Origin of the sequence: Devosia sp. 919 (genome assembly GCF_013185965.1) — a bacterium.
Lineage (GTDB): Bacteria > Pseudomonadota > Alphaproteobacteria > Rhizobiales > Devosiaceae > Devosia.
This window is the reverse complement of the sequence record NZ_JABAOL010000001.1, coordinates 893233-919045: the sequence shown is the minus strand read 5'-3', so window position 1 is coordinate 919045 and position 25813 is coordinate 893233. Positions and strand designations below refer to the sequence as shown.

Sequence of the window (25813 nt, the reverse complement as noted above, 5' to 3'; positions counted from 1 at the left end):
AACTCTGGGGAGCGGGGTCCTAGCGCACCTGAAAGCGCCAATCAATCATTTGATTGGGACCGCGATGATTTTCAGCCATGCACTGATCGGCTGTTGACATCGCTGCTGGCGAGGTCGAGTTCCCCATTGCCATCGTTAGCGGAGCGCACCATGCAGGATTATGTCCGCCGGATCTTGACCTCCGCGGTTTATGAAGTTGCCCAGGAAACCCCGCTCGAGCGCTTGCCGCTGCTGTCGGCGCGCTTGGGGGCCGATGTGCTGCTCAAGCGCGAAGACCTGCAGCCGGTGTTTTCCTTCAAGATCCGCGGCGCTCATAACCGCATCGCCCAGCTCACCGCCGCCGAGCGCGTGCGCGGCGTCATCTGCGCCTCGGCGGGCAACCATGCCCAGGGCGTTGCGATGTCTGCCACGCGGCTCGGCATCCGCGCCATTGTAGTGATGCCCACCACCACCCCTACCATCAAGATCGGCGCGGTGCGCCGTCTGGGCGGCGAAGTGGTGCTGCATGGCGACGGGTTCGATGCCGCGCGTGCCCATGCCGCCGAGCTGGCCGCAACCCATGGCTATGTCGTCGTGCACCCGTTCGACGATCCCGATGTGATCGCCGGGCAGGGCACGATCGGGCTCGAACTCATGCGCCAGCAGCCCGGCTCGATCGGCGCCATCTATGTCCCAATCGGCGGGGGCGGGCTGGCAGCCGGCATTGCCGCCATCGTCAAGTTCCTGCGCCCCGATATCCGCGTCATCGGGGTCGAACCGGAGGAAGCTGCCAGCATGAAGGCGGCCATTGCCGCTGGCCATCCCGTGCCGCTCGACGAGGTGGGGCTGTTTGCCGACGGCGTTGCTGTGCGCCAAGTGGGCGACGAGACCTTCCGGCTCTGCCGCGAGCTGCTCGACGACATCGTGCTGGTCTCGGCCGACGAGATCTGCGCTGCGATCAAGGATATTTTCGATGATACCCGCGCCATTGCCGAGCCCGCCGGCGCCCTGGCGCTGGCCGGCTTGCGGCGCCAGGTCGAGCTGGGCACCGCCCCCAAGGGCCCGCTCATCGCCATCAATTCGGGCGCCAATGTCAATTTCGACCGCCTGCGCTATGTGGCCGAACGTGCCGAGATCGGCGAGCGCGCCGAAGCGCTCCTGGCCGTCACCATTCCCGAGCGTCCCGGCAGCTATCGCGATTTCATCCGGCTGATCGGCCAGCGCTCCATCACCGAATTTAACTACCGCTATGCCCATGGCGAAGCCGCGCGCATCTTTGTGGGCGTCAAGCTCAGCCGTGGCGACGCGGAAAAGGCCGAGATACTCTCGCTCCTCGCCAATGCGGGCCTCTCGGTCATCGACATGACCGACAACGAGGTCGCCAAGCTGCATGTGCGCCATATGGTCGGCGGGCGCGTCGCCAATCTGGCCGACGAGGTGATCTACCGCTTCCAGTTTCCCGAACGCCCCGGCGCCTTGCTGCGCTTCCTTGAGGGGCTGACTGAAGCCTGGAACATTTCGCTGTTCCACTACCGCAACCACGGTGCCGATTATGGGCGCGTGCTGGTGGGCATCCAGGTGCCGCCCGAAACCCGGGCTGCCTTTGAAGCCCATCTGAACGCCATCGGCTTTCCGTTCTGGGAAGAAACGGGCAACCCGGCCTATAAACTTTTCCTTGGAACCTGAGATCGGCGGAACCAGCAGGCGCTCCGGGGCGTCATGCTGTTGCCACCAACAGCCAGCATAGTCACCCTTCACCCCACTCCAAAAAGCGGAGCCGCCATGACGCCGACCAGAAACAAGCACCTTTTTGCCCTGGCCGGGATGGCCACCCTGGCCATGCTCCAGCCCGCCATGGCCTTGGATGCGCAGAGCTTTGTTGATCGGGTGGAGGCCATTTACGAGCCGCTTGGCTATGAGCTGAGCTTTGGCGAGGCAACGCTTGAAGGCGACACCATCGTGGCCAAGGCTGTTCGCATCGGCGTTGGCGGGACGGCCGGCGAGCCGGCGCCCTACACCGTGACGACCGACATTACATTTAGCGGCGTTACCGAGCTGGCCGACGGCGCCTATATGGCTGAAACGGTTACGGTTCCAGATATCGACACCGACTTTGCCACCGATCCGGTGGGGCACCTCACCCTCAAGGATGTGCGGCTCGAGGGCTTCTACCTGCCGGCCGGCGAGACGATCTCGGCCGATGCCGTGTTGCAGCTGGTGCGAGCGATCAAGACGGGGCCGATGACGGTGACCCGTGATGGCGCGCGGGTGGCGAGTGTCGCCTCCATGGAAGCGGTTTCGACCTTCAATCCCGAGCCTGGGACCGGGCCACTGGTGGATTTGACCTCGACGCTGGCGATCAATGACATTGTTCTGGACCTGTCGACCATGAAGGACGACGACCCCGAAGCCGCCGCTGACATTGAGGCCCTGGGGCTGACGCAGGTGCAGGGCGATGTCAGCCAGTCCATGAGCTGGGCCATGGCCGACGGGCATCTGGTGGTGGATAAGTTCCTGTTTGATTTCAACGATGTGGGCGCGCTCGACCTCCGGTTCGACCTGCTCGGCGTCACGCCGGCGCTGATGGACAAGCTCGGCAAGGCGCAGGCCGCGACCGAGGCGCAGGGCTATGATCCCGAGAGCAAGGAAGCCCAGGCCGCCCAGATGATGATGGGCATGGAGTTGCTGCAGGGCGTGACCCTGGTCGGCGCCTCGATCGCTTATGACGACGCATCGCTGGCCGACAAGGCGCTCGATTTGTATTCGGCAAAACAAGGAGTTGAGCGGGCTGAGCTGGTTGAAGGCCTCAAGGCCAGCCTGCCGCAGATGCTGGCGGGTACCGGCGTTCCGGCGCTGGCCGATCTCGTGACCGGGCCGGTTTCTGCGTTCCTTGATGACCCGCAGAGCCTTGAAATTGCTGTTCAACCGGCGAGCCCGACGACCCTCCTTGTGTTGACGGCTGCAGCGGCAAACCCCGCGGGATTGCTGTCGATGCTGGGGCTGGCGGTTACCGCCAACGAGTAAGCCCAAGGTGCCAAAAAGGCCGGTTCGCCGGCCTTTTTCTTCCCCCGATAGTGGTGAATTCATTTAGATGAACGTGTTATGAACGGCTTATGAACGAGCTTTTGCCGCCGCGGATTGCAAGCCTATCGCATGTGCAGGATTGGGTGTTTGATCTCGACAACACCCTTTATCCGCGCACCTGTAATTTGTTTGCGCAAATCGATATCCGCATCACCAATTACGTGATGGACCTGACGCGCCTAGACTTCGAGGCGGCGCGGGCATTGCAGAAAACCTATTACCGCGATTTCGGCACGACGCTGAACGGGCTGATGCATGGCCACAAGGTCGACCCCGACCATTTCCTCGATACTGTGCACGCGATCGATTATTCGCCCGTCGCCCCCCATCCCGAACTGGTGGAGGCCATTCGCGCCCTGCCCGGGCGCAAGTTCATTCTGACCAATGGCGATGTCAGCCATGCCCGCTCGGTGCTGCGCCAACTGGGTGGCGGGGATTTGTTCGAGCATGTGCACGACATCCGCGCCATGACCTTCGTGCCCAAGCCGCACCGGCAGGCCTATGAGGGTTTTCTCAAGGCCCACGACATCGATCCCAACCGGGCGGTGATGTTCGACGATCTCGAAAAGAATTTGCTGGCGCCCCATGAGCTGGGGATGTCCACCGTGCATGTGGTGGCCGGCGAGGACTTCGTGCATGACCAGGTGGAAGCCTGGGAACTCGGTCGTGGCGCCGGCGCGCATGTGCACCATATCACCGACGATCTGGCGCGGTTCCTGCGCGAGCTGCCCTAGGGGCTGCACCGCTACATAGTGTTGAGGTGCAGGATATTGCCGTCGGGGTCCTTGAACCAGACCATGCCGAAATCGCCGGCATGGTGGATGTCGCCCCGCAGCTCCATGCCCGGATAATGTTCGAACACCACACCTTTGGCAGCAAGATCGGCGGTAATCGCCTCAAGCTCGTCGCCGACGCCCCAGACCACGGCATTGGCCTGGTTGGTGCCGGCATAATCGGAGCGGTAGACGACAAGCCGGGTGCCGCCGGTACGAAAGGTCAGCACATCGTCGTCACCCCCTTCGAGCTCCAGCCCCAAAATGGTGCCATAGAAATGCTGCGCCCGCGCGATATCGCTGACTGCAACAATCGCCGAAGAGTCTTTCTGCTTGAGCATCCCATCCTCCCTGCAGGCTTATCCTGACCATGGCTGAGATCGGCCTTATTGTGCGCCCAGTGGGGGCGATGAAACAAGCCAGCACTGCTGACCTGCGCTGCTCGTGCGGTCCCCTTCGCGCTAGGCTGAAGCCATGAGCCAATTTGCTTCCCGCCGTCTACCACCGGTTCCCGAGGAAGCCGCCAGCTTTCGCGAACGCATGCGCAATCTGCGCCATCTCGGGCGGCTCCTGGCGCAGATCTGGCGGACCAGCCGGTTCCTCACCGCTGCAAGCATTGGATTGCGGCTAGTGGCGGCGGTGCAGCCGGTCGCCATGCTTTATGTGGGCAAGCTGATCATCGATGAAGTGGTGCGGCTTTCCGGCTCGCCAGCGCCTGGCTCAACCCTGGCGGAATGGTGGGCGAGCGGGTCGCTCAACACGATCGCGGTGCTGCTGCTGATCGAATTGGGGCTGGTGATCGGCTCGGACCTGCTGTCGCGCCTGACCGGCCTGGCGGATTCGGTGCTGGGAGAATTGCACTCCAATACGGTCAGCGTCGAGTTGATGGCCCATGCCGCCAGGCTCGATCTGCGCCACTTTGAATCGGCGGAATACCAGGACCGGCTGGAGCGAGCACGGCGGCAGGCCGCGGGCCGCAATGCGCTCCTGAGCCAGATCTTCGGGCAGGCCCAGGATATCATCACCGTCATCACGCTGGGCGCAGGCCTGTTTATGTATGCGCCCTGGCTTATTGCGCTGCTGCCCCTGTCCTTTGTGCCGGCGATCTGGGGCGAAACGCGGTTCAATACCCTCGCCTATTACCTCTCGCGCGGGCGCACTCCCGAGCGGCGCGAGCTGGAATATATCCGCCATGTCGGGGCCAGCGCCGAAACTGCCAAGGAGATCAAGCTGTTTGGCTTGGGCGGCTTCCTGATCAACCGGTTCCGCACCCTCGCGCAGACCATCTTTGTCGAGAACCGGCGCATCGCCATCCAGCGGGCGGGCTGGGGTGCGTTGTTCGCCGCCATCGCCACCCTCACCTATTACGGCGCCTATGGCTATATCGTTTGGCGCACCATCACCGGGGCTTTTTCCATCGGCGATCTCGCCTTTCTCTCGGGCTCGTTCCTGCGCCTCAATGGCTTGTTCCAGCGCATCCTGCTGGGCTTCACCAGCATTGCCGGCCAGTCGCTTTATCTCGACGATCTGTTCTCGTTTTTCGAGATCGAGCCCACCATCGTGCCGCCAGCCCATCCCAAACCCTTTCCCCAGCCGATCCGGCGGGGCGTGGAGTTCGAGAATGTCGGGTTCCGCTATCCCGATACGGATACCTGGGCGATCCGCAATCTGAGCTTTACCCTTGCCGCCGGGGAAACCTTGGCGCTGGTGGGCGAAAACGGCGCGGGCAAGACCACGATCGTCAAGCTGATGACCCGGCTCTACGACCCCGATGAAGGGCGGATCACCGTCGATGGCGTGGATCTGCGTGACATGCTGATCGAAGATATCCACGCCCATATCGGGGTGATCTTCCAGGACTTCATCCGCTATAGCCTTACCGCGCGCGAAAATATCGGCGTGGGGCGCATCGAGTTGCAAGACGACATGGACCGGATCAAGGCCGCGGCCGAGCAAAGCCTCGCCGATGGGGTGATCGCCAAGCTGCCCCTTGGCTATGAGCAGCCGCTGGGGCGCCTGTTCAACAAGGGCCGCGACCTGTCTGGCGGGGAATGGCAAAAGATCGCCATTGCCCGCGCCTATATGCGCGATGCCGAACTCATCATTCTCGATGAACCCACCGCCGCGCTCGATGCCAAGGCGGAAGCCGAGGTGTTTGCGCGCTTCAAGAGCCTTGCCGCCGGCAAAACCGCGGTGATCATCTCGCATCGGTTTTCAACCGTGCGCATGGCCGACCGTATCCTCGTGCTGGAAAACGGGGCGATCCTGGAATCCGGCTCGCACGAGGATCTGGTGGCGCTAGGCGGGCGCTATGCCGAACTGTTCGAGTTGCAGGCCGCCGGTTACCGCTAGGATGGGCATCTGAGCCCGTCCCTGCCGGGCCAGGGTCGGTTTTGGCCTTGGCAAGCTGCACAGAACAGCCTTAGCTCTGCCCGAGTCCTCAAGAGGTTGCATGATCACCCCGAACGACAGCCAGATCACCCTCATCGCCGAAACCTATCGTCTCCTGGGCGATCCGACGCGGTTGCGGGTAATGCTGGCTTGCCTGGCGGGCCCGATCGCCGTCGGGGACATTGCCCACACGCTCGGCGTGTCGCCTTCTCTCGTCAGTCACCATCTGCGCTTGCTGCGCTCGGCGCGCCTCGTGCGCGGCACGCGGCGTAACAAGCAGGTGTTCTACGAGGCAGAAGACGATCACATCGCCCATATGCTGACCGATATGATCGAGCATGTTGGCGAGGAACAAGGCGGAGACGCCGGGTCTTGATCACAGCAGCGTGTGAGTCTTGCATCCGACATATGAACAGCTATTCATATGATAGAGGATGAGGTGACGTGGATGAACGCAGATGGCCATGAGGGGGATGCCAGGGCGGCGGCCGGTGCGGGCGCAACTGTGGCCGGGCATGTCCACGATCACCACGATCATGATCACGCCTCCCACAGCCATGGGCACGACGATCATGGCCATCGCCATGATCGTGGCGGGCACAGCCACGCCCCTAAGGTCGGGGCCAATAATGAACGCGTGGTGCTGATCGGCTTTGCGCTGACGGCTGGCTTCATGCTGGTGGAAGTGGTGGCAGGATGGCTGTCGGGCTCGCTGGCGCTGATCGCCGACGCCGGCCACATGCTGACCGATGCGGCGGCCCTGCTGCTGGCCTGGGCCGCGTTCCGTTTTGGGCGGCGCGCTTCCGACGCCACGCACACCTTTGGCTTCATGCGGCTCGAAGTGGTCGCCGGGCTGGTCAATGCACTAACCCTGTTTGCCCTGGCTGGCTGGATCCTGTTTGAGGCGGTGCAGCGGGTGATGTCGCCCCAGCCGGTGCTGGCGGGGCCGATGCTGGTGGTGGCGATCCTCGGGCTGGGGGTGAACCTCCTCGTTTTCCGCACGCTCCAGGGCGGGGATAAGGATCACGTCAATATTCGGGGCGCCGCGCTCCATGTGCTGGGTGACATGCTGGGTTCTGCCGCGGCGATCGTTGCTGCCATCGCGATCTGGCTTACGGGCTGGATGCCGATCGATCCGATCCTGTCCTCCCTTGTTTCGCTGCTGATCCTGCGCAGCGCCTGGAGCTTGCTGCGCAATTCGCTGCAGATCCTGATGGAAGGAGCGCCCGGCAATGTGGTGGTGGAGGAGATCGGCCCGTTTCTGACCAAGACCGTGCCGGGGCTGGGGGCGGTGCGGCATATCCATGTCTGGTCCATCACCTCCAGCAAGCCCTTGGCGACGCTGGAAATCGCCCTTGCTCCCGGAGCCGACCCGGCTGCCGTTACCCGCGCCACCAAGGCGGCGCTGTTGGAAGCCTATGGCATTGCCCATTCCACGGTGGAAATCGATTGGAGCCAAAGCCCGACCCATTGTGCCCTGGGTGACGCAGCGGCGCCGGCCTGAGACGTCGCAACTGCCCACCGCGCGCCCCCTTGGCGCCGCCGCACATCCGGTTCCATCGGGCGGGCGAAAAATACCCCTTGGTCTGTTGTCGCAAACCCGTGTTCTCGGGGGGAACCAATTGGGGGTCGTTCCGATTGAGTCCCCGAACGCCACAAGGCAAATTAACCGAGGAAATCAACATGGCTGAAGAAAAGAATCTTAACGATTTGTTTCTCGATACGCTCAAGGACATCTACTACGCCGAAAAGCAGATCGTAAAAACTCTGCCTAAGATGGCCAAGGCTGCCCAGTCGCCCGAACTTGCTGCCGGCTTCGAACAGCACCGCGATGAAACCGACGTGCATATCGAACGCCTCGAGCAGATCTTCGAATTGCTCGGTAAGCCCGCGCGCGGCAAGACCTGCGACGCCATTCTCGGGATCATCGAGGAAGGCAAGTCCATCATGGACGAGTTCAAGGGCACGCAGGCGCTGGATGCCGGCCTGATCGCGGCGGCACAGGCCGTCGAGCACTATGAAATGGCCCGTTACGGCACGCTGCGCACCTGGGCCCAGCAGCTGGGGATGACCGACGCGGCCAAGCTGCTCGAGACCACGCTGGGCGAAGAAGAAGCGACCGACAAGAAGCTGACGACGCTCGCCACCGGCGAAGCCAACGCCAAGGCCGCCTGAGCCCTAGCAGGGGACTAAAATCAAGCCGGCAGGCCGCCCACGCGGCGGGGCTGCCGGCTTGCGCATGTTGCAATAACCTACTGTAATTTCAAGACAATTAAGGGAACTTCCGTCCGCTCGCGGCATTGTGTGCTCACTTGACGTCGGCCACGGAGCGGCCAAGGCGACGTTCTCTAGAACCTAAAGGAGTCGGAGCGATGAGCCCCCAAGATCCTAGTCAATTCTCAGCAGACCAGACATCGAGCACCGGCGGCGCCGCGGGGATCGTCCCCGATCAGGCCAAGCAGGACCTGAGCGCAGCTCAAGAACAGGCCAAGCACGATTTTGCTGCGGTCAAGGAAACCGCCAAGAGCGAACTTGACGCGGTCGCTCAGCGCGCGGCCGAAGAAGTGCGCAACCTCAAGGGCCAGGCGCAGGAACAGCTTGGCGCCGCGACGGAAAAGGCCCGCTCCTTTGCCAGCGAGCAAAAGGACATGGCCGCGGGCCAGCTCAGCGGCATTGCCTCGGCCGTGACGCGGGTTGCCGATGAACTCGACAACGACCAGCAGAGCACCATTTCGGGCTATGTCCGCGACCTGGCCAATGGCCTTAATCGCGCATCCGAAACGGTCCAGAACAAGAATGTCGACGACCTCGTGGGCATGGCCCAGGACTTCGGCCGCCGCCAGCCGCTGGCCTTCCTGGGCGTTGCAGCCCTGGCCGGCTTTGTGGCCAGCCGCTTTGTGCTGGCTTCCGCCAACCGCCGCAGCGGTACGGGCGGGCAGACTTCGGGTGAAACCGGCTATACCGGCAATTCCTCAAGCTATGCCAGCTCGGGCGGTTTTGCCACCGGCGGCAGCGGTTCGGGCACGGGTTCGAGCGATTATGGCACGGGCAGCAGCGGCTATGGCTCCACCGGCAGCACCGGTTCGACCGGCAGCACCGGCTCCAGCTATGGCTCGACCGGCGGCACGGGTTCGGGCACCGGCTCCAGCTATGGTTCCACCCCCGGCACCGGCAGTTCCTATGGTTCGACCGGCGGCAGCACTTCGGGTTCGGGCCTAGGCTCGGGCAGCGGCTACGGCTCGGGTTCCACGGGTGGTTCGACCACCCAGAATGGGGAGAAGGATAATGTCTAACGTCAATGACAGCCGGCCACTATCCGAGCTGATCGGCGGCCTTGCCGGCGACATCTCGAACCTGTTCCACAAGGAAATCCAGCTGGCCAAGGCCGAGGCCTCGGAAAAGTTCTCCCAGACCATGGGCGGGGTCGTGTTCCTCCTCGCCGGTGCCGTTCTGGCACTGGGCGCGCTGGGCGTGTTCCTCTCGTTCCTCGTGTCGCTGATTGCAGCGTTCTTCGAGGCGCAGGGCATGGACGAGACCATGGCCACTTCCATCGGGGCGATCATCGTCACCGTGGTGGTCGGCATCATCGCTTATGTGCTGGTGAACCGCGGGCTTAATGCCCTCAAGGCCAGCAACCTCAAAATGGAGCGCACGGCCTCTTCGCTTGGCCGTGACGCCGATGTGGTCAAGGAGAGACTCTAATGGCTTACGATGACGACAACAAAAGCTCGGCCGAACTCCAGCGCGAAATCGACATGCAGCGCAACCAGGTCGAAAACCGCATCGACCAGATCGCCGATCGCCTTTCGCCCGGCCAGTTGGTCGACGAGTTCATGGCTTACACCAAAGGCGGCGGTGGCGAGTTCATCGGCTCGCTGCAGCGCAGCGTGACCGCCAATCCCCTGCCAGTGGCCTTGCTGGGCGTGAGCCTGGCCTGGCTGATGGCCAAGCCCGGCGGTTCGTCCAAATCGGAGCGGACAACGACCACCCGCGCCTATGGCGACGATGCCTGGGATGACAGCATCAATGCGCGTCGCGGCTATGGCGCCACGGACTACGACACCGAAAGCGTTTATATCGAGGAAGAGTTCTATGACGACGAAGACTATCCCGTCGCCACGATCTCGGGCTCGAGCATGCAGCGGCTGGGCAGCGTCAGCGACGATGCTGGCCGCAACTACAGCGAGTTCACCGACGATTCCGGCAAGAAGTTCCGCGCCCTGACCGACAAGACGGGCCAGCGCGCCGGCCACTTCATGGATGAGGCGGGCAATCGCTTCAAGGGCTTCGCCGATGCCGGCGGCCAGCAGGTGCAGCATTTCCGTGACGAAGCGGGCAATCTGCTCGATGCGGCTACGGGCTGGGCCTCCCATACCTGGCGCCAGGCTCGTCGCAAGCTCCATGATGCCCGCGACGCGCTGAGCTCGGGTGCGAGCCATGCCGGCAGTGCCGCCAGCGGGCTGCGCAGCCAGGCAGGCCATGCCGGCAGTGCCATCCGCAGCCAGGCCGGTCATGCCGGTTCGGCGATCCGCCACCAGGCGGGCTCGCTCAACCACACGCTGATGGACCAGTTCCGTGAGCAGCCCCTGGTTGCCGGCGCCCTGGCTTTTGCCGCCGGTGCCGCCCTTGCCGCCACCCTGCCCCATACCGAGCAGGAAGACGCGCTGTTGGGTGAAAGTGCCGACCAGCTCAAGGCCATGGCCGGCGAGCAGGCCAGCCAGGTTTATGAGCAGGGCCGCGAAAAGGCGACCGAGCTTTATGAAACCGCGACCGGCAAGGCTGGCGAAATCTACCAGCAGGCCAAGGAAGGCGTTTCCAACGTGGCTGGGACCGCTACCACCTCTTCGACCGGGCAGTCCTCGACTGGCCAGGGCTCGACCGGAGAGTCGACGACCTGACCGAAAGAAAAACAAGGGAAGGCGGGTAACCGCCTTCCTCTTTGGGGGGAAGAATGCAAGACACGTCATCGCTTTACGCCGGTCAACAAGGTCGGGGGCGAGACGCTGCTGCGCCCACCGAGATCCCAGCCGCAGGCTGGAAAGACATTCTCTACCGCCTGTTCCGGTCCATCAATAATGACCGGATCCTGCTCACCTCCGCCGGCGTCACCTTTTACATGCTGCTGGCGCTGGTGCCGACGCTGACCTCCGTGGTCGCGATCTATGGCCTGTTCAACAGCACCACCGATGTTGCCAACCAGGTCGATCTGCTGGTGGGGCTGGTGCCCCCGGGCGGGCTCGAAATCATCCGGGACCAGCTGACGCGTCTCACCACGGAAAGCAGCCGCACCCTCAGTTTTACCCTTGTGATCTCCACCGCCATTGCGCTTTGGAGCGCGAGCGCTGGCGTCAAGGCCATGTTCGAGGCAATGAACATTGCTTATCACGAGCAGGAGCGCCGCCCTTTCCTCAAGCTCCAACTGATTGCCCTGTTGTTCACCCTGGGTGGCGCCGTGGCAGCGATCATGGTGCTGGCGACGGTGGTGATCCTGCCCGCCATTATTGCCCTGTTGCCGACTACCGGCGGGTTTGAATGGGTGGTGCGGGTCGCTTCTTATGCCGTGATGCTCCTGGTGGTCTGGCTGAGCATCGCAGCCATTTATCGCTGGGGACCCAGCCGCGAGGAAGCCAAATGGCGCTGGATCACCCCGGGCGCCGTTCTGGCCGTGGTGTTGCTCGGAGCGACCTCTATCGCCTTTTCCTGGTATGTCACCAATTTCAGCGACTACAACCGCACCTACGGCTCGCTTGGGGCCCTGATCGCGCTTTTGACCTGGCTGTGGATTTCGGTGACCCTCGTGATCCTCGGGGCCGAGCTCAACTCGGAAGTGGAGCACCAGACCGCGCGCGACTCCACCACCGGCCCCGAAAAGCCGCTGGGCGAACGCGGTGCCCATATGGCCGACCATGTGGGGCGGGTCTGGCCGTGGGACCGCAAGAAGCTGGAAAAACCACCCAAGCCGCCGGCCGAGCGCCGGCCCCTGCCCTGGAGCAGCCTCGCCTTTTCGGCTCCGGCAGCCTGGCTGCTCGGGCGAGCCCGCAAGCGCGGCAGGAGCTGACCCATATCTAGTGCAAGCCAAACGGGAGCCTGATCCGTGATCCCAACACATGCCGGCCTGCCCGGCAAAGAACCACGGTGAAACGCGATGCCGCGCTTCTTTTTCGATATTCACGACAGCGACGGCCTGTTCCGCGACGATGCCGGGCTCGAACTGGAAAACATGGATGTGGCGGTGGGCATGGCTCGCCGCACCCTGTCCGACATGGTGCGCGACGCGTTTCGCGACTCCCAAACCACCGAGCTTTCCGTGCAGATCCGCGATGGCAGCCAGGGTCCGGTAGTGCTGACCGTCAAGCTCGAAACGCGCGATGAAGCGGAGGATCAATCTAGGTGAGTGACATCAGCCAATTGGGCTCCTCAGACGTTGCTGGCAAAAGAGGATTCCCGATGAACCAAATGGCCGTCCCCGCCCACAAGACCATCCGCCGCGAACAGGAAATGAAGTTCGGCACCCAGATCACCGGATCGGGCGTGCGCTTCCGGCTGTGGGCACCCCAGGCGCAACGCGTCGAGCTCAGGCTGATCGGCGGGAAAACCCTGCCTATGATGGCGAGCGAGCGCGGCTGGTTCGAGCTCGAAGTGCCCGGCGTGGGCCCCGGCACACGCTACATGTTTGCCATCGACGGCGCGCTCGAAGTGCCCGACCCGGCATCGCGCTACCAGCCCCAGGATGTGGACGGGCCCAGCGAAGTGCTCGATCCGCTTTCCTATGAATGGCGCGACCTTGGATGGCGCGGCCGCCCTTGGGAAGAAGCCGTCTTTTACCAGCTCCATATCGGCACCTTCACCGAGCAAGGCACCTTCCGGGCGGCAATCGACAAGCTCGATTATCTGGTGGAGCTGGGCGTGACAGCGATCCAGCTGCTGCCGCTGGCCGAATTCAAGGGCGATTGGAACTGGGGCTATGACGGGGCGATGCTGTTCGCGCCCGATGCCAGCTATGGCCACCCCGATGATCTCAAGGCCCTGGTGGATGCCGCCCATGAACGCGGCCTGATGATGTTTGCCGACGTCATCTACAACCATTTCGGGCCCAAGGGGAATTACCTGCCCGCCTATGCCCCGGTGATGACCGAAAAGCACAAGACCCCCTGGGGCGCCGCCCTTAATTACGATGATGAAGGCGCCCATACGGTGCGCGACATCGTCTTTGCCAATGCCCGCTTCTGGATCAACGAATATCGCTTCGATGGCCTGCGGTTCGATGCGGTGCATGCGATCCAGGATACCGGCCCCAAGCATATGCTGCAGGACCTGGCCGAGCAGACCCGGGCCGCCACCGACGGGCGCTATATCCATCTGGTGCAGGAGAATTCCAAGAACCAGGCCGGCTGGTTCAAGCGCGGCTGGCATGGGGGACCGTGGCTCTATGATGCACAATGGAATGACGACGTGCATCATTGCCTCCATGTCGCGGCGACGGGCGAAAAGTTCTGGTATTACGAAAATTATGAAGGGCGCACCGACCTGCTCGGCCGCTCGCTCGCGGAAGGCTATGCCTATCAGGGCGAGATAACTCCGCATGAAGGCGAGCCCAAGGGCGAGCCCAGCGCCTTTTTGCCCAGCACCGCCTTTGTCGCCTTTATCCAGAACCATGACCAGATCGGCAATCGCCCCTTTGGCGAGCGGATTGGCCAGCTGGTGCCGGCAGCGGTGACGCGGGTGCTGGCCACGATCTATCTGTTGTCGCCCCAGATCCCGATGGTGTTCATGGGCGAGGAATGGGACAGCAAGCGCCCCTTCCTGTTCTTTACCGATGTGGGCGAGGATCTGGCCGAGGCCATCCGCAAGGGCCGCCGCGAAGAAATGCGCCATATGATCGGGGACAGCGAGCCCGACCGGCTGCCGCCCGACCCGATGGCCGAGGCAACGTTCCGGGCCTGCAAGCTCGATTGGGAAGAGACCGACGAGGCCGGGCCCACCAGCCATTTGTCGCTTTATCGAACCCTGCTGGCGTTGCGGCGCGAGGAAATCGTGCCCCGGCTTCGCGGCATGCAAGGCTATGCCGGGCGCTACCAAATCCTGGGCGACAAGGCGGTGCGCGTGAGTTGGACCCTGGGCGATGGCTCGACGCTGGTGTTGAGCGCCAATCTAGGCTCCGATCCCGTCAGCGGGGTCGATCTCTCCCATCCCCATCTCTGGGTCGAGGGCACTGTGAGTGGCGATACGCTCCAGCCCTGGAGTGCCGTTTATGACCTGCACCTCGCCCCCGCGCAGGGAACAACTGGGGTCCAGGACAGTTAATTCGGCACAAGAACCGGAGGCTCGAACAGTGCAACTTCACGTTTATCGTCTGTTGCCGGTGGCAAGGGAAGGCGACCCCAATTGGGGTCGCGCCGTCCCCCAGGGCGAAGTTGTGGTGCGGGCGCGCTCCTCGGGCGATGCCCGGGTGGTGGCCTCGCATGCGGAGGCGGCAGCGATTACCCTGCGCGAGCCATTGGCGACCACCCAGGTGGAAGCCAGCGCGCTACGCGACCCAAAACTTTACCATGTGGTGCAGGATGATAGCGGGCTTTACCCAAGCGACGGGCCGCGCACGGTGCTCAAGGCGATGTTCCAGGTGCCCGACGACTATATCGTGAGTTCAGACTAGGGGCTCACCCCCTAGTCGCTGCCTACATCGGCTTCGCTACCCTGCGGATCGGGCAATGAGCCGGTGCCGGGGGTTTTTTCGTTGTCGATCAGGTCTGGGCGCGCATGGGGACCGGCGGGCGGCATGGTGGAGGGCGCATCCTTACCGGGCTTGTGGTCGGGCTCGTCAGGCTTGGCGTCTGGGTGCTGGCTCATGGACTTAACTCCTTGTTGTCGAGGGAGAACGCGGCGTCCGAACGCCTGTTCCCTGCGCAGGGACGGGCTGCGTTATTGCCGGTTTGAAGACCTGGGCGCTCGGTGCTAGGGGTTTGCCGCGCCACCACAGCCAAAGGACGCGGATGTGAGCTCGACCGACGACATGGGCAAGGCCCCAACCCCGCTCAAGCGGCCCACCCGGCTGGGGGACGAGGTTTACAACGCCATTTACGGGCAGCTGATGTCGCGCCAGATTCCGCCAGGCGGGCGGGTATCGGTTGACCGGATGGCGCGTGAACTGGGCGTGTCGCAAACCCCGATCCGCGAGGCACTATCGCGGCTCGAGGCGCAGGGGCTGGTGGTCAAGACCCATCTCGTGGGCTACAGCGCCGCCGAGCAGCTCGATCGTGCCCGGCTCGAGCAGCTGTATGAATTGCGCTTGTTGCTGGAGCCGTTCGCCGCGGGACGCGCGGCCAAGGCGATGAGCGCGGAAGCGCGGGCCGGATTGAACAAGCTGGCCGAGGAGATGCGCGAAACCGAACAGGATCCGCCGGCGGAGGCTTATCGGCGCTTTGCGCGGCTCGATAGCGATTTCCACGATGCCATCGCCCAGGGCAGCGGCAATGAGCTGGTGCATGAAACGCTGACCAATCTGCACACCCATGTGCATCTGTTCCGATTGTTCTACCATGCACGCGCCACCAGCGACGCTCTCGAGGAGCACCAAGGGATCATCGATGCGCTGACCGCCGGCGATGCCAAGGCTGCGGAAGCGGCGATGCGCCACCATCTGGAGCGCTCGCGCGAGCGCTTCATTGGCGCGTTCGAGCGCTAAGGAGCATGGCTCTCGCGCACCCGATGGCGCACGAGAGCTGAAAAACGGGCCGCCTTAGGCCTTGGCGGCTTCCACCTGGATTTCCACCAGCACGTCGGGAGCAGCAAGGCGCGCTTCCACCGTGGCGCGCACCGGGGTGTGGCCAGCCACGACCCACTTGTCCCACACTGCGTTCATTTCATCGAAGGCCGCAATGTCGCGCAGCCAGATCGTGGCCTTGTAGACCTGTTCCTTGCTGGTGCCGGCATCGGCCAGCAGCGCGTCGATGCGCTCGAGGATCTCGGTGGTCTGCTCGGCGACCGAAGTGCCGCCGCGTTTGTCGGCGGTGATGCCGGCGAGGAAAACCGTATTGCCGTGGATGGCAACCAGGCTCATGCGGGGGCCGACATGCTTGCGTTCGATAGTCATGGCTCTTCCTTGTTGTTCTTGGGCGCCGCGCGGAGCGGCACGCAGCCTTTCTAGGCTGGGTCGCGCCCAGGAGCCAGCCCGCAGCGCCGCTATTGTGCTGAGGGAACAAGAGGAATGGGGTCGCTGCAATTGTTCGACACCCCCGTCCTACCCAGCAGCGTGAACCGGGGCAATGGAGGACGGGCGCACCCGGATGGAGAGGCTCGGACCCGCCAACAACCGCTAGTTTACCCTGCGCATTTACTTGGCCGTAATTTGGCGCTTGCTATGCAGGTTGCTGGCCTCGTGGCGGAGCGACACGCGGGGGATTGCAACTCCTCACATCCTTGGTTCAACTCCAGGGCGAGGCCTCCAGCATTTCGGCAGGTCCGGGGACGGCTTGGCTGCGACACGTGCGCTCCTCGGCAAGATAGTCTCTGGCAAGTCGGGGACGCGCTCCCCATCTGAGGGGTTTAGCGCGCAGGAGACGCCCATGAAGTGCCCCATCGATAACACCGAACTGGTGATGAGCGAACGCCAGGGGATCGAGATCGATTATTGCCCGCAATGCCGGGGTGTGTGGCTTGATCGCGGTGAACTCGACAAGATCATCGAGCGCGCAGCGCCACAACCCGTGGTGCCAACGCCGCAGCAGCCCTATGACGCGCCGCGCGGCCAGCAGCACCGCTATGGCGATGATGACCGTCGCGAGCAGCAGCAGCGTTATAGCGACGATGACCGCGGCTACCGCCCCAAGAAAAAGCGCGAGGGCTTTTTAGGCGAGATCTTTGATTTCTAGGGCCATGGCAAGGCGCTAGTCCGCCAGCCGCCAGATCGGACGGGTGAACCGGGGCGACGAGCCCCGGGTGGGGCGGTCAGCTCGCCAGGCGTTCGGCGTCCAGGGTGATGGTCACGATGATGCCTTCCTCGGACCAGTCGATATGAATGGCGCCGCCAAGCTGGCCCGCAACACTGCGCCGGATCAGCTGGCTGCCATAGCCTTCGCGGCTGGGCGGGCTGACGGGTGGGCCGCCGCGCTCGGTCCAGGCAAGGGTGACTTCCTTGTCAGTGGAGCTGCCCGAAATGTCGAGCATGCCGGCTTCAACCGAAAGGGCGCCGTATTTGAGGGAATTGGTGGCCAGCTCATGCACCACCAGCGCCAGGGTGGTGGCGGATTGTTCGCCGATGCCCATGCGCGGCACTGCGACGCGAATGCGCCCGCTAAAGGCGCCGGAATCGTCATAGGGCGCCAGCAGCACCGCGATCAGATCGCCCAGCAGGGCAGCCCGGCCCTGGTTGCCCGGCAGCGGGCGGACCACGTCATGGGCGCGCCCGAGGGCAGACAAGCGCTGGGTGAGCTCGCGCGCCATATCGGCCACGGTAGTGGTGGAGCGCGAAGTCAGATGCGTAAGCCCCGCCGCAATGGCAAGCAGGTTCTTGACCCGGTGGCTCATCTCGCCGGCCAGCAACTCATGGCCCTCCTCGGCCTGCTTGCGCCCGGTTACATCGAGAAACACACCCGACATGAAGTCGCCATGCATGCCTTCGTCATTGCCGAGGCCACGGGCCGAGACCCAGCGGATCTCCTGGCCCAGCAAGATGCGGAAGTCGATTTCATAGGCGCCGACCATCGCCCTTGTCGCGGTGAAGGCGGCGCGGACGCGATCGCGATCTGCCGGATGGATGCGCGAGGACAGATCCTCAAAGCTCACCTTGCTGGTGGGCGGCAGCCCCCACAGGACAAAGGCTTGCTCATCCATGGCGAAGGCGTCGCTGGTGACATTCCAGGACCACAAAGCGACGCCCGCGGCATGCAGGGCACGTTTGAGGTTGTTCACCTCCCAAAGGGGGTGGCTGTGGTCGCTAAATGGCATGTCGCCTCCGTTCCCTGATGGTTTGATCAGATTGCACCTGCCCGCGCCAGCTTTGTGGCGGGCAAGTGCCGCTGAAGTTCCCTAATTGTGCGGTATTGTCACGCAGGGGCAACCATTGCGGTCCCCGAGGGTTGAACCTAAAGCCCGTAGTGCACGCATTCGTGCCGCTTCCGGCAGGAACACTCCCCATGCAGCATTATCCAGCTGACGACCAGGTCGTCTCGCAGATCGAGACCGTTCGTACTGCCTCGCCGGAATGGGTCATCAGCACCGTCGAACTGGTTGAGCTGGCCGAAAATGCCGAGCGAGCCGCGGTGCAGACCAATCCCGAAACCGCGGAGCGCGCGCGCAAGCTGATCGTCGAAGTTGCCGAATGGCAGCAGAAGCTGAGCGAATGGCAGGGGCTGAACCTGTCGCCGCGTTTGAAGGCTGAACTGCGCATTCTCAAGGCAACGCTGGACGCCTCCATGGACGAGGCCAATGCCGCAGCGGCCGAACTGCACCTGCTGAACTAGCGCCCACGCCGTTGCCTTACCAAGCTGTCTGCATCGTAATCTGGATTGCCGAACCTTAACTGGCGAGCCAGGCCCAGCAGGAATCTACTTCTCCACCACCCTATGCTGGAGACAGGAAATGCAGCGCAGAGAGGCGATGAAGCTTGGGCTTGGAGCCGGGCTGGCGGTGAGCATGGCGGCCCTTTCCGGCCGCTCCTGGGCGCAGGAGGGGGATGCGAACCTGCAGTTCGATCCCGAGGCGTTCACCGAGCTGACGACCACGATCACCACCGCCGCGGGCGACCGCGAGGTGGTGTACCATTTCTACAAGGCCATTCCCTATGTGGCCCGGCCCGTGGACGTTACCTATCAATGCCTCAATGTCTCGGTGCCGATCCGCATTGATGGGCAGGCGGTGGATGCGTCCCAGGCGCCGATCCTCTTTGCCAACAGCGTGGGTGGCTACATGCCCTCCTCGGTGGCCAATGCTAATGGCATCGATGACAGCCCGCCCATGGGCCTGCCTCCCGGCGCGGCACCAGGCGGCATTCCGGGTGGTACTCCCGGCGGCGCGCAGGTGGAAAGCGGTGGCAATGCCATGCTCGACCGCGGCCAACGCGTCAGCAATGCCAAGCTGGCACTTGCCGCCGGCTATGTGGTGGTGGAGCCGGGCGCGCGTGGGCGCACCCTGACCAACAGCAATGGCGATTACATCGGCGTCGCGCCCGCCCCCATTGTCGATCTCAAGGCCGCGGCGCGCTATATCAGCGCCAATGCCGGCCGGGTGCCGGGCAACACCAAATTGATGGTGTCCTCGGGCGTCAGCGCCGGCGGGGCGCTTTCCGCGCTGCTCGGCGCTTCGGGCGATAACGCCATTTATGCCGATGCGCTGGCGGAACTGGGGGCCGCCGAGGGGAGCGACGTGATGTTTGCCTCAGGCGCCTGGTGCCCCATCACCGATCTTGAACATGCCGATATGGCCTATGAGTGGAACTGGGGTCAAAATCCCCTGCCCTCGGGGTCGCTGGTGGACAGCAAGCTGTCGAGTGCGCTGGCGGGCTTGTTCGAGGGTTACCAGGCCTCGCTCGGGCTGCAAGGTTTGGGCGATTTCGGGCCGCTCACCACGCGTACCTATGGCGATTACCTGGTGCAGACTTACTTGGCCCCGGCGGCCACGGCTTATCTCGCCGGTCTCTCGCCTACGGACCGGGAAAGCTACCTCGCCGCCAATCCCAACATCGCTTGGTCGGGCGGCAAGGCTGATTTCACCTGGGAAGAGTTCCTCGAGCATGTCGGCGCCCGCCGCAAGGGCGTGCCGGCCTTTGACGCGCTCGATCTCTCCACCCCCGAAAACAACCTGTTCGGGATCGATCAAACCGAGGCGCGCCACTTCACCGCCTTTAGCCTCCGCGAGGCGATGGGTGACCCCAATGCCGAACGCGCGCTCGATATGCCGGGCAAGGTCATCCAGATGAACCCGATGCCGTTCCTGCGCGAAGCCAACCCAACCCGCGCCAAGTTCTGGTGGTACCGCGTGGGCGCCAAGGATACCGACACCGCCCTTACCGTAGTCGGCAATCTCACTGCCGCCGCGCAAAAGCTGGGCGATGATGTCGATACCGCGTTTTACTGGGATGCCGGGCATGGCGCCAATGAGGACGCCGACGCCTTTATCGACTGGATCGGGGTGATCACCGGCTATCCCCCGTTCAGCCCGCCAGCCAAGCCGCCCGGCGGGGGCACCCAGGCTTCGGCAATCGGCGTGGCCTAGGCCACGTCGAGAGCGGAAAACAGCTCCACTTCGGAGTCGTAGTTGGCCAGCTCGGAAGCGGCGGTTTCGAGCAGCGACAGCCGGTGCAGCGCTGCCCGGTGCGCGCCGAGCTTGGTCTTGATCTGCTCGTTGAGCCGATCCACAAACAGGTTCGCCGCTCCATCGCGCCGCTTGATGCGCGAGCGCAGGTCTTCGAGCGCCTTGATCTCGGCATCGGCGCTTTTGCGCTTTTGCTCGGCATCGCTGATCTGGGCTTTTACCACCGAGCTCATCTGCTCGATGAAATCGACCCGATTGAGCGGCAGCGCCAAGCCCAGGGCGGTGCTGACGGCCGAATCAAACATGTCGGCCAGAACGACAACGACTTCCTGCCGATAATCGCGAACACCGGCCTCGTCGATCTCGCCGGTTTCGTCGAACAGGCGCTTGGCCACGGGATTGGACAAGATGCCAAAGGCCTGCACCACGGCGATGAAATGGGCAGCATCGCCACCCCGATCGGGATGGGCGACCCGCACGCTTTGCCGGTAGGCAGCCTTGATCGCCTTGGCGTCGGCCGCGCGCGGCACGCCCAATGTGGCGTATGGATCGGTTAGTTTCATGGACCCAAGATTATCAGACTGTGCCCGCCCGCAGCAATCCATGCGGCGCGCTGCGGCACCTTGCCCTCCGGCAAGCTCAGAGCTGGGCCTGGGCCACCGCCACCAGCGGCGAGCGGGCGCGCGCCAGATGCTGGCCGGCGGGCGCGGCGCCGGTGGGCTCGCCATCGGCCATCACGACGACGCCGCGCAGCATGGACAGCACCGGCCAGCCATTGATGTGCAGGCCCTCATAGGGCGTGTAATCGGCGCCATGGTGGAGCCGCGCCTGCTCGATCGGGGCGCTCTTGCCTGCGTCCCAGATGACGATATCGGCGTCTGAGCCCACGGCGATCACGCCCTTTTGGGGATAAAGCCCATAGAGTTTGGCATGGTTGGTGGAGCTCAGCGCCACAAAGCGCTCGAGATCGATCCGCCCTTTGGCGACGCCTTCGGAAAACAGGATCGGCAGGCGCGTTTCCACGCCCGGAATGCCATTGGGAATATAGCGGAAGCTCTGCTGGCCCGCAGCGCTCAGCTTGCCGTTGGGATCGTCATAGCGGAACGGGCAGTGGTCGGACGAGAAGATGTCGAAAACCCCCGTCTCGATGCCTTCCCAGCAATCGGCCTGGCTTTGCGTGTCGCGCGGCGGCGGCGAGCAGACGAATTTGGCGCCTTCCCAATCGGCGAGATCGAGATCGTCGGCGGTCAGCACCAGATATTGCGGGCAGGTTTCGCCCACCACCGCCCGGCCGCGCTCCTTGGCCGCGCGGATTTCGCGCATCGCCGGGCCATTGGAGACATGCACGATCACCACCGGCACATCCACCACTTCAGCCAGCGAAATGGCGCGGTGGGTGGCTTCGCGCTCCACCACCTGCGGGCGGGTCGTGGCGTGGTATTTGGGCTCGAACTTGGCCTGCGCCTCGTGCTTGCCGATGAGGTAGCGGATCGCATCCTCGTTCTCGCAATGCACCATCATCAGCGCGCCGGTTTCGCGCGCGCAATCCATGGTGGCGAGCACCTCGTCGTCATAAAGGCGCATGCCTTCATAGGTCAAAAACACCTTGAAGGAGGTATAGCCTTCCTCCACCAGCGCCGGCAGTTCCTGGCCCAGTACATTGGGCGTGGGGTCGGTGATGATAAGGTGAAAGCTCACATCGGCGTGGCAATTGCCCTCGGCCTGAGCATGATAGTCCTTGAGCACTTCGCGCAAGGACTGGCCCTTTTGCTGCAGGCAGAAGGGCAGCACCGTCGTCGTGCCCCCGCACACAGCCGACAGCGTGCCGCTGGCAAAATCATCGGCCATGACCGAGCCATCGCCCGAAGGCTGGGCGATATGGACATGGCTGTCGATACCGCCGGGCACCACGATCTTGCCGGTGGCATCGATCTGCTCGCTCGCGGTACCCAGATCGGTGCCGAGCGCCGCGATCACCCCGTCGCGAATGCCGATATCGCAGCGCTGCTGGCCATCGGCGTTGACGACAAGGCCGCCGTGAATGATCAAGTCGTAATGGGTCATGGCGGGCTCTTTCGGCACGGTTAGGGCAAAGGGGCTGGCGTCGGCAACGGCGTCAGCGCGATGCCGGCCGCGGCGGCGGTGTTGCGGATATGGGATTGCATGATCGCGGTGGCCCGGTCGCCGTCATGCCGGGACAGGGCATCCACCAGGGCGAAATGCTCGTTGGCGGATTCGGCGAAGCGCTGCGGCCGTGTCGCCGGCAGGGGATAGCTGCGGGTGGCGGCAAATTCATCGGCAACGCTCATGCAGAGGTTGAGCAGCAGCTTGTTGGGACAAACAGCCCAGATGGCGTGGTGGAAATCGCGGTCATGGTCCACGACGCCGACAAGATCATTGCGATCCCAGGCCGCGCACATCAACGTGGTGTGCTCGTTGAGGCGGGCCACCGTGGCCTGGGTGATGCCCGGCGCGACGAGATTGACCACGAGGCTCTCGAGATAAAGCCGCGTCTGGTAGATATCCTGCTTGTCATGGCGTCCACTTAAACCCCGGGGGGCGAGTTGGCCGCTGCCGCTGGGAGTGGTGCTGGCAATAAAGGTGCCGCGCCCCGGCTCGATACGCAAAAAGCCCAAGGTCTCGAGCATGGAGATGGTTTCGCGCAGGGAGGCACGCGAAATGCCAAGCTGGCGCGACAGCTCCAGCTGCGAGGGCAGTTGCTGATCGGGCTGCAACTGGCCCGTCTGGATCATCTCCTGCAGCTTTTGGGCCGCAGCGCTGGTGACATTTGACCGAGCCATACTCCCCCGAACCTATTGGGCACTCGCTGGTGGATCAACCGTTAGCGCGCGGGTCGGGCCCCGTCACCAGCAATGATCACCGAATAAGCACAGATTCAATCTTGCCCAAAAATCGACGCCAAGTTAGACCGGTCAGACCGGCCAGACCAGCATGCGAGTGGGCATGGCCTGCCGTACACTAGTGGATCGTGACTGCAACACATGCCAGCGCTATCGGCGCCTTAGAAGGGGATACACGATGAGATTACAGAGTTTTTTCGCCTCCGCTACACTGCTCGCAACCCTGGCCTTTGGCGGCCTGACCGGAGCCAGCCAGGCGGCTGACCTGACGGTTGGCGCCAATATCGGCAATGTGCCGTGGGAATTTCAGGATGCGTCCGGCACCGTTGTCGGCTTTGAAATCGACCTGATCACCGAAGTCGCCAATCGCCTCGGCAAGACCGTTGCCTTCGAGAACATCCCGTTCAACGGGCTTTTCCCCGCTGTGCAGTCTGGTCGCATCAACATGGCGGTCTCCTCGATCACCATCACCGACAAGCGCCTGGAATCGGTCTCCTTTGCCCAGCCCTATTACGACAGCGACCAGTCGCTGACCGTTCTCGCGGCCTCCGGCATCACCGGCACGGCCGACCTCAAGGGCAAGACCATTGGCGTCGATACCGCCTCGACCGGCGACATCTATGCCACCGAGAACACCGAAAAGCTCGGGCTTGCCGGTATCAGCCGCTATGAGGGCCTGACCCCCGCCATGCTCGACCTGCAGGCCGGCCGCATCGATGGCTATGTCAGCGATATTCCGGCGCTGCTTTACTACACCAAGGACAAGCCCGAGTTCAAAGTGGTCGAGCGCATCGTCACCGGCGAAAAATACTCGGTGATGTTCAACAAGGACGATCCGCTGGCCACCGAAGTCAACGCGGTGCTGACCACACTCAAGGGCGAGGGCTTCATTGCCGAGCTGCACGAAAAATGGTTCGGCGCTGCCCCTGAGGACACCACGTCGACGGTCGCCGTCCTCGACATGCCTGCGGCCCCCTGATCGGGCGAGCCCTTCTCAAGCGATGCGGTTCGCGCCGCATCGCCCTTCTTCTTAGCTAGGGTTGCCCGTTGGATATCGTCAAAACCTTTTTCAACTGGTCCGTCTTCGTGGACAGCCTGCCCCTGCTCCTGGCCGGGCTCTGGGTCACGGTGCAGCTGGGCGCCGCCAGTATCATCGCCGGGCTGATCCTGGGCCTCGGCGTCGCCTTGCTGCGCCTTTATGGCCCGACCATCGTGGGGCTCATTGCCAAGATCTATATCGACATCTTTCGCTCGATCCCGATCCTGGTTCTCTTGATCCTCGTTTATTACGCCCTCCCCTTTGTCGGCATCCGCCTCAGCTCGTTCTGGGCGGCCTGGACGGCGCTGACCCTCGTTTCGGGCGCTTACACCGCCGAGATCTTTCGCGCTGGCATCGAGGCCATTCCCAAGGGCCAGTTCGAGGCCTCCCAGGCGCTCGGGCTCAACTACCGCTACACCATGGTCGACGTGGTGCTGCCCCAGGCGGTGCGCATCGTCATTCCGCCGCTGACCAACAACTGCATCAATGTGATGAAGGACACCGCGCTCGCTTCGGTCGTGGCCATGCCCGACCTCCTCAAGCAAGCAACCCAGGCCCAGGCGCTTGCCGCCAATCCCACCCCGCTGATCGGCGCGGCGGTCATTTACCTGGCCCTGTTGTGGCCCATGGTCGTGGCTGTGTCCCAGCTCGAAAAGCGTTTCAAGGCAGGAACACGCTGATGGCGCCGTTTATCTCGATCAAGGGCGTCTCGAAGTCCTATGACAAGTTCCTCGCGCTCGACAATGTCAGCCTCGATATCGCGGCGGGCGAGGTCGTCTGCATCATCGGCCCGTCCGGGTCGGGCAAATCCACCCTTGTGCGCTGCGTCAACCTGCTCGAACAGTTTGGGCCCGGCGAGATCAGCGTCGGCGGCGTGCCGGTGCGCGCCGGCAAGGAACTGGCTGCGGTGCGCGCCGATGTGGGCATGGTGTTCCAGTCCTTCAACCTGTTCCCGCATCTGACAGTCAAGCGCAATGTCATGCTGGCCCCCATGCGCACCCGCAAGCTCGATGAAGCCACCGCCAGCGAACGCGCACTGACCCTCCTCAAGCGCGTGGGGATTGCCGAGCAGGCCGACAAATATCCCGGCCAGCTTTCGGGCGGCCAGCAGCAGCGCGTCGCGATTGCCCGTGCCCTCGCCATGGAGCCCAAGGCGCTCCTCTTTGACGAGCCCACTTCCGCGCTCGACCCCGAAATGGTGGGCGAAGTGCTCGATGTGATGCGCGGCCTCGCCCATACCGGGGTCACCATGATCGTCGTCACCCACGAAATGGGCTTTGCCCGTCAGGTCGCCGACCGCGTCATCGTCATGGAAGGCGGGCGCATCATCGAAGCGGGCACTCCAACCGAAGTGTTCGACCATCCCAAGCAGCAACGCACGCAAGATTTTCTCAAGGCCGTGCTGGCCCACTAACGCCACCCGCCCCAACCAGAGACTT

The 25813-nt window shown here is 63.5% G+C and carries 28 protein-coding genes; 21 read left to right on the top strand and 7 right to left on the bottom strand.

Annotated features, from left to right (window positions below):
• Window positions 1-150: 150 nt before the first annotated feature.
• The 3 genes from ilvA to HRQ64_RS04395 all read left to right on the top strand — a co-directional run bounded on the left by ilvA (window position 151) and on the right by HRQ64_RS04395 (window position 3797).
• Window positions 151-1665, top strand: a complete 1515-nt coding sequence (ilvA, locus tag HRQ64_RS04405; RefSeq protein ID WP_172122352.1) for a threonine ammonia-lyase, biosynthetic — start codon at window positions 151-153, stop codon at window positions 1663-1665.
• Between the two features lie 96 nt (window positions 1666-1761).
• Window positions 1762-3003, top strand: coding sequence for a hypothetical protein (locus tag HRQ64_RS04400; RefSeq protein WP_172122351.1), 1242 nt, complete (start codon window positions 1762-1764; stop codon window positions 3001-3003).
• 89 nt (window positions 3004-3092) lie between these two features.
• On the top strand, window positions 3093-3797 hold the full coding sequence (locus tag HRQ64_RS04395; protein WP_172122350.1) for a pyrimidine 5'-nucleotidase: 705 nt from the start codon (window positions 3093-3095) through the stop codon (window positions 3795-3797).
• Window positions 3798-3808: 11 nt separating this feature from the next.
• Here the strand turns inward: HRQ64_RS04395 and HRQ64_RS04390 are convergent, their stop codons facing one another.
• Complete coding sequence (locus HRQ64_RS04390) at window positions 3809-4177, bottom strand: VOC family protein (protein WP_127751884.1); 369 nt, start codon at window positions 4175-4177, stop codon at window positions 3809-3811.
• 133 nt (window positions 4178-4310) lie between these two features.
• Here HRQ64_RS04390 and HRQ64_RS04385 point away from each other — a divergent pair, with 133 nt between their 5' ends.
• From HRQ64_RS04385 to HRQ64_RS04335, 11 genes are all read left to right on the top strand, one after another.
• Window positions 4311-6188, top strand: coding sequence for an ABC transporter ATP-binding protein (locus HRQ64_RS04385; RefSeq protein WP_172122349.1), 1878 nt, complete (start codon window positions 4311-4313; stop codon window positions 6186-6188).
• 100 nt (window positions 6189-6288) lie between these two features.
• A complete protein-coding gene (locus HRQ64_RS04380; RefSeq protein ID WP_172122348.1) occupies window positions 6289-6603 on the top strand; it encodes a metalloregulator ArsR/SmtB family transcription factor in 315 nt (104 codons plus the stop codon).
• 72 nt (window positions 6604-6675) lie between these two features.
• Window positions 6676-7731, top strand: coding sequence for a cation diffusion facilitator family transporter (locus tag HRQ64_RS04375; RefSeq protein WP_172122347.1), 1056 nt, complete (start codon window positions 6676-6678; stop codon window positions 7729-7731).
• 179 nt (window positions 7732-7910) lie between these two features.
• On the top strand, window positions 7911-8402 hold the full coding sequence (locus HRQ64_RS04370; protein ID WP_127751880.1) for a ferritin-like domain-containing protein: 492 nt from the start codon (window positions 7911-7913) through the stop codon (window positions 8400-8402).
• Window positions 8403-8599: 197 nt separating this feature from the next.
• Entirely contained in the window at window positions 8600-9520 is a 921-nt protein-coding gene (locus HRQ64_RS04365; RefSeq protein WP_172122346.1) for a hypothetical protein, read from the top strand.
• Entirely contained in the window at window positions 9513-9929 is a 417-nt protein-coding gene (locus HRQ64_RS04360; protein ID WP_127751878.1) for a phage holin family protein, read from the top strand. The genes HRQ64_RS04365 and HRQ64_RS04360 overlap by 8 nt, the downstream gene beginning before the upstream one ends.
• Entirely contained in the window at window positions 9929-11125 is a 1197-nt protein-coding gene (locus tag HRQ64_RS04355; RefSeq protein ID WP_172122345.1) for a DUF3618 domain-containing protein, read from the top strand. Before HRQ64_RS04360 ends, HRQ64_RS04355 begins: the two co-directional genes overlap by 1 nt.
• A 53-nt stretch (window positions 11126-11178) precedes the next feature.
• Complete coding sequence (locus HRQ64_RS04350) at window positions 11179-12285, top strand: YihY/virulence factor BrkB family protein (protein WP_172122344.1); 1107 nt, start codon at window positions 11179-11181, stop codon at window positions 12283-12285.
• An 87-nt stretch (window positions 12286-12372) separates the two neighbouring features.
• Window positions 12373-12621 carry a hypothetical protein gene (locus HRQ64_RS04345; protein WP_172122343.1) on the top strand — a complete coding sequence of 83 codons (249 nt, stop codon included), beginning with the start codon at window positions 12373-12375 and terminating at the stop codon, window positions 12619-12621.
• A gap of 53 nt (window positions 12622-12674) precedes the next feature.
• The gene (treZ, locus tag HRQ64_RS04340) at window positions 12675-14531 is read left to right on the top strand and encodes a malto-oligosyltrehalose trehalohydrolase (RefSeq protein WP_172122342.1); all 1857 of its coding nucleotides are present in this window, start codon (window positions 12675-12677) and stop codon (window positions 14529-14531) included.
• A gap of 28 nt (window positions 14532-14559) precedes the next feature.
• Entirely contained in the window at window positions 14560-14880 is a 321-nt protein-coding gene (locus tag HRQ64_RS04335; RefSeq protein WP_127751873.1) for a hypothetical protein, read from the top strand.
• Window positions 14881-14891: 11 nt separating this feature from the next.
• On the opposite strand, the gene HRQ64_RS04330 is transcribed toward HRQ64_RS04335, so the two are convergent.
• Window positions 14892-15074: a hypothetical protein gene (locus HRQ64_RS04330; protein WP_172122341.1), complete on the bottom strand. Its 183-nt coding sequence runs from the start codon at window positions 15072-15074 to the stop codon at window positions 14892-14894.
• A 145-nt stretch (window positions 15075-15219) separates the two neighbouring features.
• On the opposite strand from HRQ64_RS04330, the gene HRQ64_RS04325 reads away from it, so the two are divergent.
• A complete protein-coding gene (locus tag HRQ64_RS04325) occupies window positions 15220-15909 on the top strand; it encodes a GntR family transcriptional regulator (RefSeq protein WP_349236667.1) in 690 nt (229 codons plus the stop codon).
• Window positions 15910-15963: 54 nt separating this feature from the next.
• On the opposite strand, the gene HRQ64_RS04320 is transcribed toward HRQ64_RS04325, so the two are convergent.
• Window positions 15964-16317 carry a RidA family protein gene (locus HRQ64_RS04320; RefSeq protein ID WP_172122340.1) on the bottom strand — a complete coding sequence of 118 codons (354 nt, stop codon included), beginning with the start codon at window positions 16315-16317 and terminating at the stop codon, window positions 15964-15966.
• A 472-nt stretch (window positions 16318-16789) separates the two neighbouring features.
• On the opposite strand from HRQ64_RS04320, the gene HRQ64_RS04315 reads away from it, so the two are divergent.
• Window positions 16790-17095 carry a zf-TFIIB domain-containing protein gene (locus HRQ64_RS04315; protein ID WP_127751870.1) on the top strand — a complete coding sequence of 102 codons (306 nt, stop codon included), beginning with the start codon at window positions 16790-16792 and terminating at the stop codon, window positions 17093-17095.
• Between the two features lie 76 nt (window positions 17096-17171).
• Here the strand turns inward: HRQ64_RS04315 and HRQ64_RS04310 are convergent, their stop codons facing one another.
• Window positions 17172-18170: a sensor histidine kinase gene (locus HRQ64_RS04310; protein ID WP_127751869.1), complete on the bottom strand. Its 999-nt coding sequence runs from the start codon at window positions 18168-18170 to the stop codon at window positions 17172-17174.
• A 188-nt stretch (window positions 18171-18358) separates the two neighbouring features.
• On the opposite strand from HRQ64_RS04310, the gene HRQ64_RS04305 reads away from it, so the two are divergent.
• On the top strand, window positions 18359-18685 hold the full coding sequence (locus tag HRQ64_RS04305; protein WP_172122339.1) for a hypothetical protein: 327 nt from the start codon (window positions 18359-18361) through the stop codon (window positions 18683-18685).
• Window positions 18686-18803: 118 nt separating this feature from the next.
• The gene (locus HRQ64_RS04300; RefSeq protein WP_210258507.1) at window positions 18804-20435 is read left to right on the top strand and encodes a subtype B tannase; all 1632 of its coding nucleotides are present in this window, start codon (window positions 18804-18806) and stop codon (window positions 20433-20435) included.
• Here HRQ64_RS04300 and HRQ64_RS04295 read toward each other — a convergent pair.
• From HRQ64_RS04295 to HRQ64_RS04285, 3 genes are all read right to left on the bottom strand, one after another.
• Entirely contained in the window at window positions 20432-21037 is a 606-nt protein-coding gene (locus HRQ64_RS04295; RefSeq protein ID WP_210258506.1) for a J domain-containing protein, read from the bottom strand. The genes HRQ64_RS04300 and HRQ64_RS04295 overlap by 4 nt on opposite strands.
• Before the next feature lie 76 nt (window positions 21038-21113).
• Complete coding sequence (gene hydA, locus HRQ64_RS04290; protein ID WP_127751866.1) at window positions 21114-22538, bottom strand: dihydropyrimidinase; 1425 nt, start codon at window positions 22536-22538, stop codon at window positions 21114-21116.
• A 20-nt stretch (window positions 22539-22558) separates the two neighbouring features.
• Window positions 22559-23275, bottom strand: coding sequence for an FCD domain-containing protein (locus HRQ64_RS04285; protein WP_172122337.1), 717 nt, complete (start codon window positions 23273-23275; stop codon window positions 22559-22561).
• Window positions 23276-23513: 238 nt separating this feature from the next.
• Here HRQ64_RS04285 and HRQ64_RS04280 point away from each other — a divergent pair, with 238 nt between their 5' ends.
• From HRQ64_RS04280 to HRQ64_RS04270, 3 genes are all read left to right on the top strand, one after another.
• Complete coding sequence (locus HRQ64_RS04280; protein ID WP_172122336.1) at window positions 23514-24314, top strand: transporter substrate-binding domain-containing protein; 801 nt, start codon at window positions 23514-23516, stop codon at window positions 24312-24314.
• A 68-nt stretch (window positions 24315-24382) separates the two neighbouring features.
• On the top strand, window positions 24383-25054 hold the full coding sequence (locus HRQ64_RS04275; protein ID WP_172122334.1) for an amino acid ABC transporter permease: 672 nt from the start codon (window positions 24383-24385) through the stop codon (window positions 25052-25054).
• Window positions 25054-25788: an amino acid ABC transporter ATP-binding protein gene (locus tag HRQ64_RS04270; protein WP_172122332.1), complete on the top strand. Its 735-nt coding sequence runs from the start codon at window positions 25054-25056 to the stop codon at window positions 25786-25788. The genes HRQ64_RS04275 and HRQ64_RS04270 overlap by 1 nt, the downstream gene beginning before the upstream one ends.
• Window positions 25789-25813: the final 25 nt, after the last annotated feature.

Bases quoted from the DNA above. Each gene is read 5' to 3' on its own strand.
- ilvA (WP_172122352.1), top strand. From the start codon at position 151: ATGCAGGATTATGTCCGCCGGATCTTGACCTCCGCGGTTTATGAAGTT.
- HRQ64_RS04400 (WP_172122351.1), top strand. From the start codon at position 1,762: ATGACGCCGACCAGAAACAAGCACCTTTTTGCCCTGGCCGGGATGGCC.
- HRQ64_RS04395 (WP_172122350.1), top strand. From the start codon at position 3,093: ATGAACGAGCTTTTGCCGCCGCGGATTGCAAGCCTATCGCATGTGCAG.
- HRQ64_RS04390 (WP_127751884.1), bottom strand. From the start codon at position 4,177: ATGCTCAAGCAGAAAGACTCTTCGGCGATTGTTGCAGTCAGCGATATC.
- HRQ64_RS04385 (WP_172122349.1), top strand. From the start codon at position 4,311: ATGAGCCAATTTGCTTCCCGCCGTCTACCACCGGTTCCCGAGGAAGCC.
- HRQ64_RS04380 (WP_172122348.1), top strand. From the start codon at position 6,289: ATGATCACCCCGAACGACAGCCAGATCACCCTCATCGCCGAAACCTAT.
- HRQ64_RS04375 (WP_172122347.1), top strand. From the start codon at position 6,676: ATGAACGCAGATGGCCATGAGGGGGATGCCAGGGCGGCGGCCGGTGCG.
- HRQ64_RS04370 (WP_127751880.1), top strand. From the start codon at position 7,911: ATGGCTGAAGAAAAGAATCTTAACGATTTGTTTCTCGATACGCTCAAG.
- HRQ64_RS04365 (WP_172122346.1), top strand. From the start codon at position 8,600: ATGAGCCCCCAAGATCCTAGTCAATTCTCAGCAGACCAGACATCGAGC.
- HRQ64_RS04360 (WP_127751878.1), top strand. From the start codon at position 9,513: ATGTCTAACGTCAATGACAGCCGGCCACTATCCGAGCTGATCGGCGGC.
- HRQ64_RS04355 (WP_172122345.1), top strand. From the start codon at position 9,929: ATGGCTTACGATGACGACAACAAAAGCTCGGCCGAACTCCAGCGCGAA.
- HRQ64_RS04350 (WP_172122344.1), top strand. From the start codon at position 11,179: ATGCAAGACACGTCATCGCTTTACGCCGGTCAACAAGGTCGGGGGCGA.
- HRQ64_RS04345 (WP_172122343.1), top strand. From the start codon at position 12,373: ATGCCGCGCTTCTTTTTCGATATTCACGACAGCGACGGCCTGTTCCGC.
- treZ (WP_172122342.1), top strand. From the start codon at position 12,675: ATGAACCAAATGGCCGTCCCCGCCCACAAGACCATCCGCCGCGAACAG.
- HRQ64_RS04330 (WP_172122341.1), bottom strand. From the start codon at position 15,074: ATGAGCCAGCACCCAGACGCCAAGCCTGACGAGCCCGACCACAAGCCC.
- HRQ64_RS04320 (WP_172122340.1), bottom strand. From the start codon at position 16,317: ATGACTATCGAACGCAAGCATGTCGGCCCCCGCATGAGCCTGGTTGCC.
- HRQ64_RS04315 (WP_127751870.1), top strand. From the start codon at position 16,790: ATGAAGTGCCCCATCGATAACACCGAACTGGTGATGAGCGAACGCCAG.
- HRQ64_RS04310 (WP_127751869.1), bottom strand. From the start codon at position 18,170: ATGCCATTTAGCGACCACAGCCACCCCCTTTGGGAGGTGAACAACCTC.
- HRQ64_RS04305 (WP_172122339.1), top strand. From the start codon at position 18,359: ATGCAGCATTATCCAGCTGACGACCAGGTCGTCTCGCAGATCGAGACC.
- HRQ64_RS04300 (WP_210258507.1), top strand. From the start codon at position 18,804: ATGCAGCGCAGAGAGGCGATGAAGCTTGGGCTTGGAGCCGGGCTGGCG.
- HRQ64_RS04295 (WP_210258506.1), bottom strand. From the start codon at position 21,037: ATGAAACTAACCGATCCATACGCCACATTGGGCGTGCCGCGCGCGGCC.
- hydA (WP_127751866.1), bottom strand. From the start codon at position 22,538: ATGACCCATTACGACTTGATCATTCACGGCGGCCTTGTCGTCAACGCC.
- HRQ64_RS04285 (WP_172122337.1), bottom strand. From the start codon at position 23,275: ATGGCTCGGTCAAATGTCACCAGCGCTGCGGCCCAAAAGCTGCAGGAG.
- HRQ64_RS04280 (WP_172122336.1), top strand. From the start codon at position 23,514: ATGAGATTACAGAGTTTTTTCGCCTCCGCTACACTGCTCGCAACCCTG.
- HRQ64_RS04270 (WP_172122332.1), top strand. From the start codon at position 25,054: ATGGCGCCGTTTATCTCGATCAAGGGCGTCTCGAAGTCCTATGACAAG.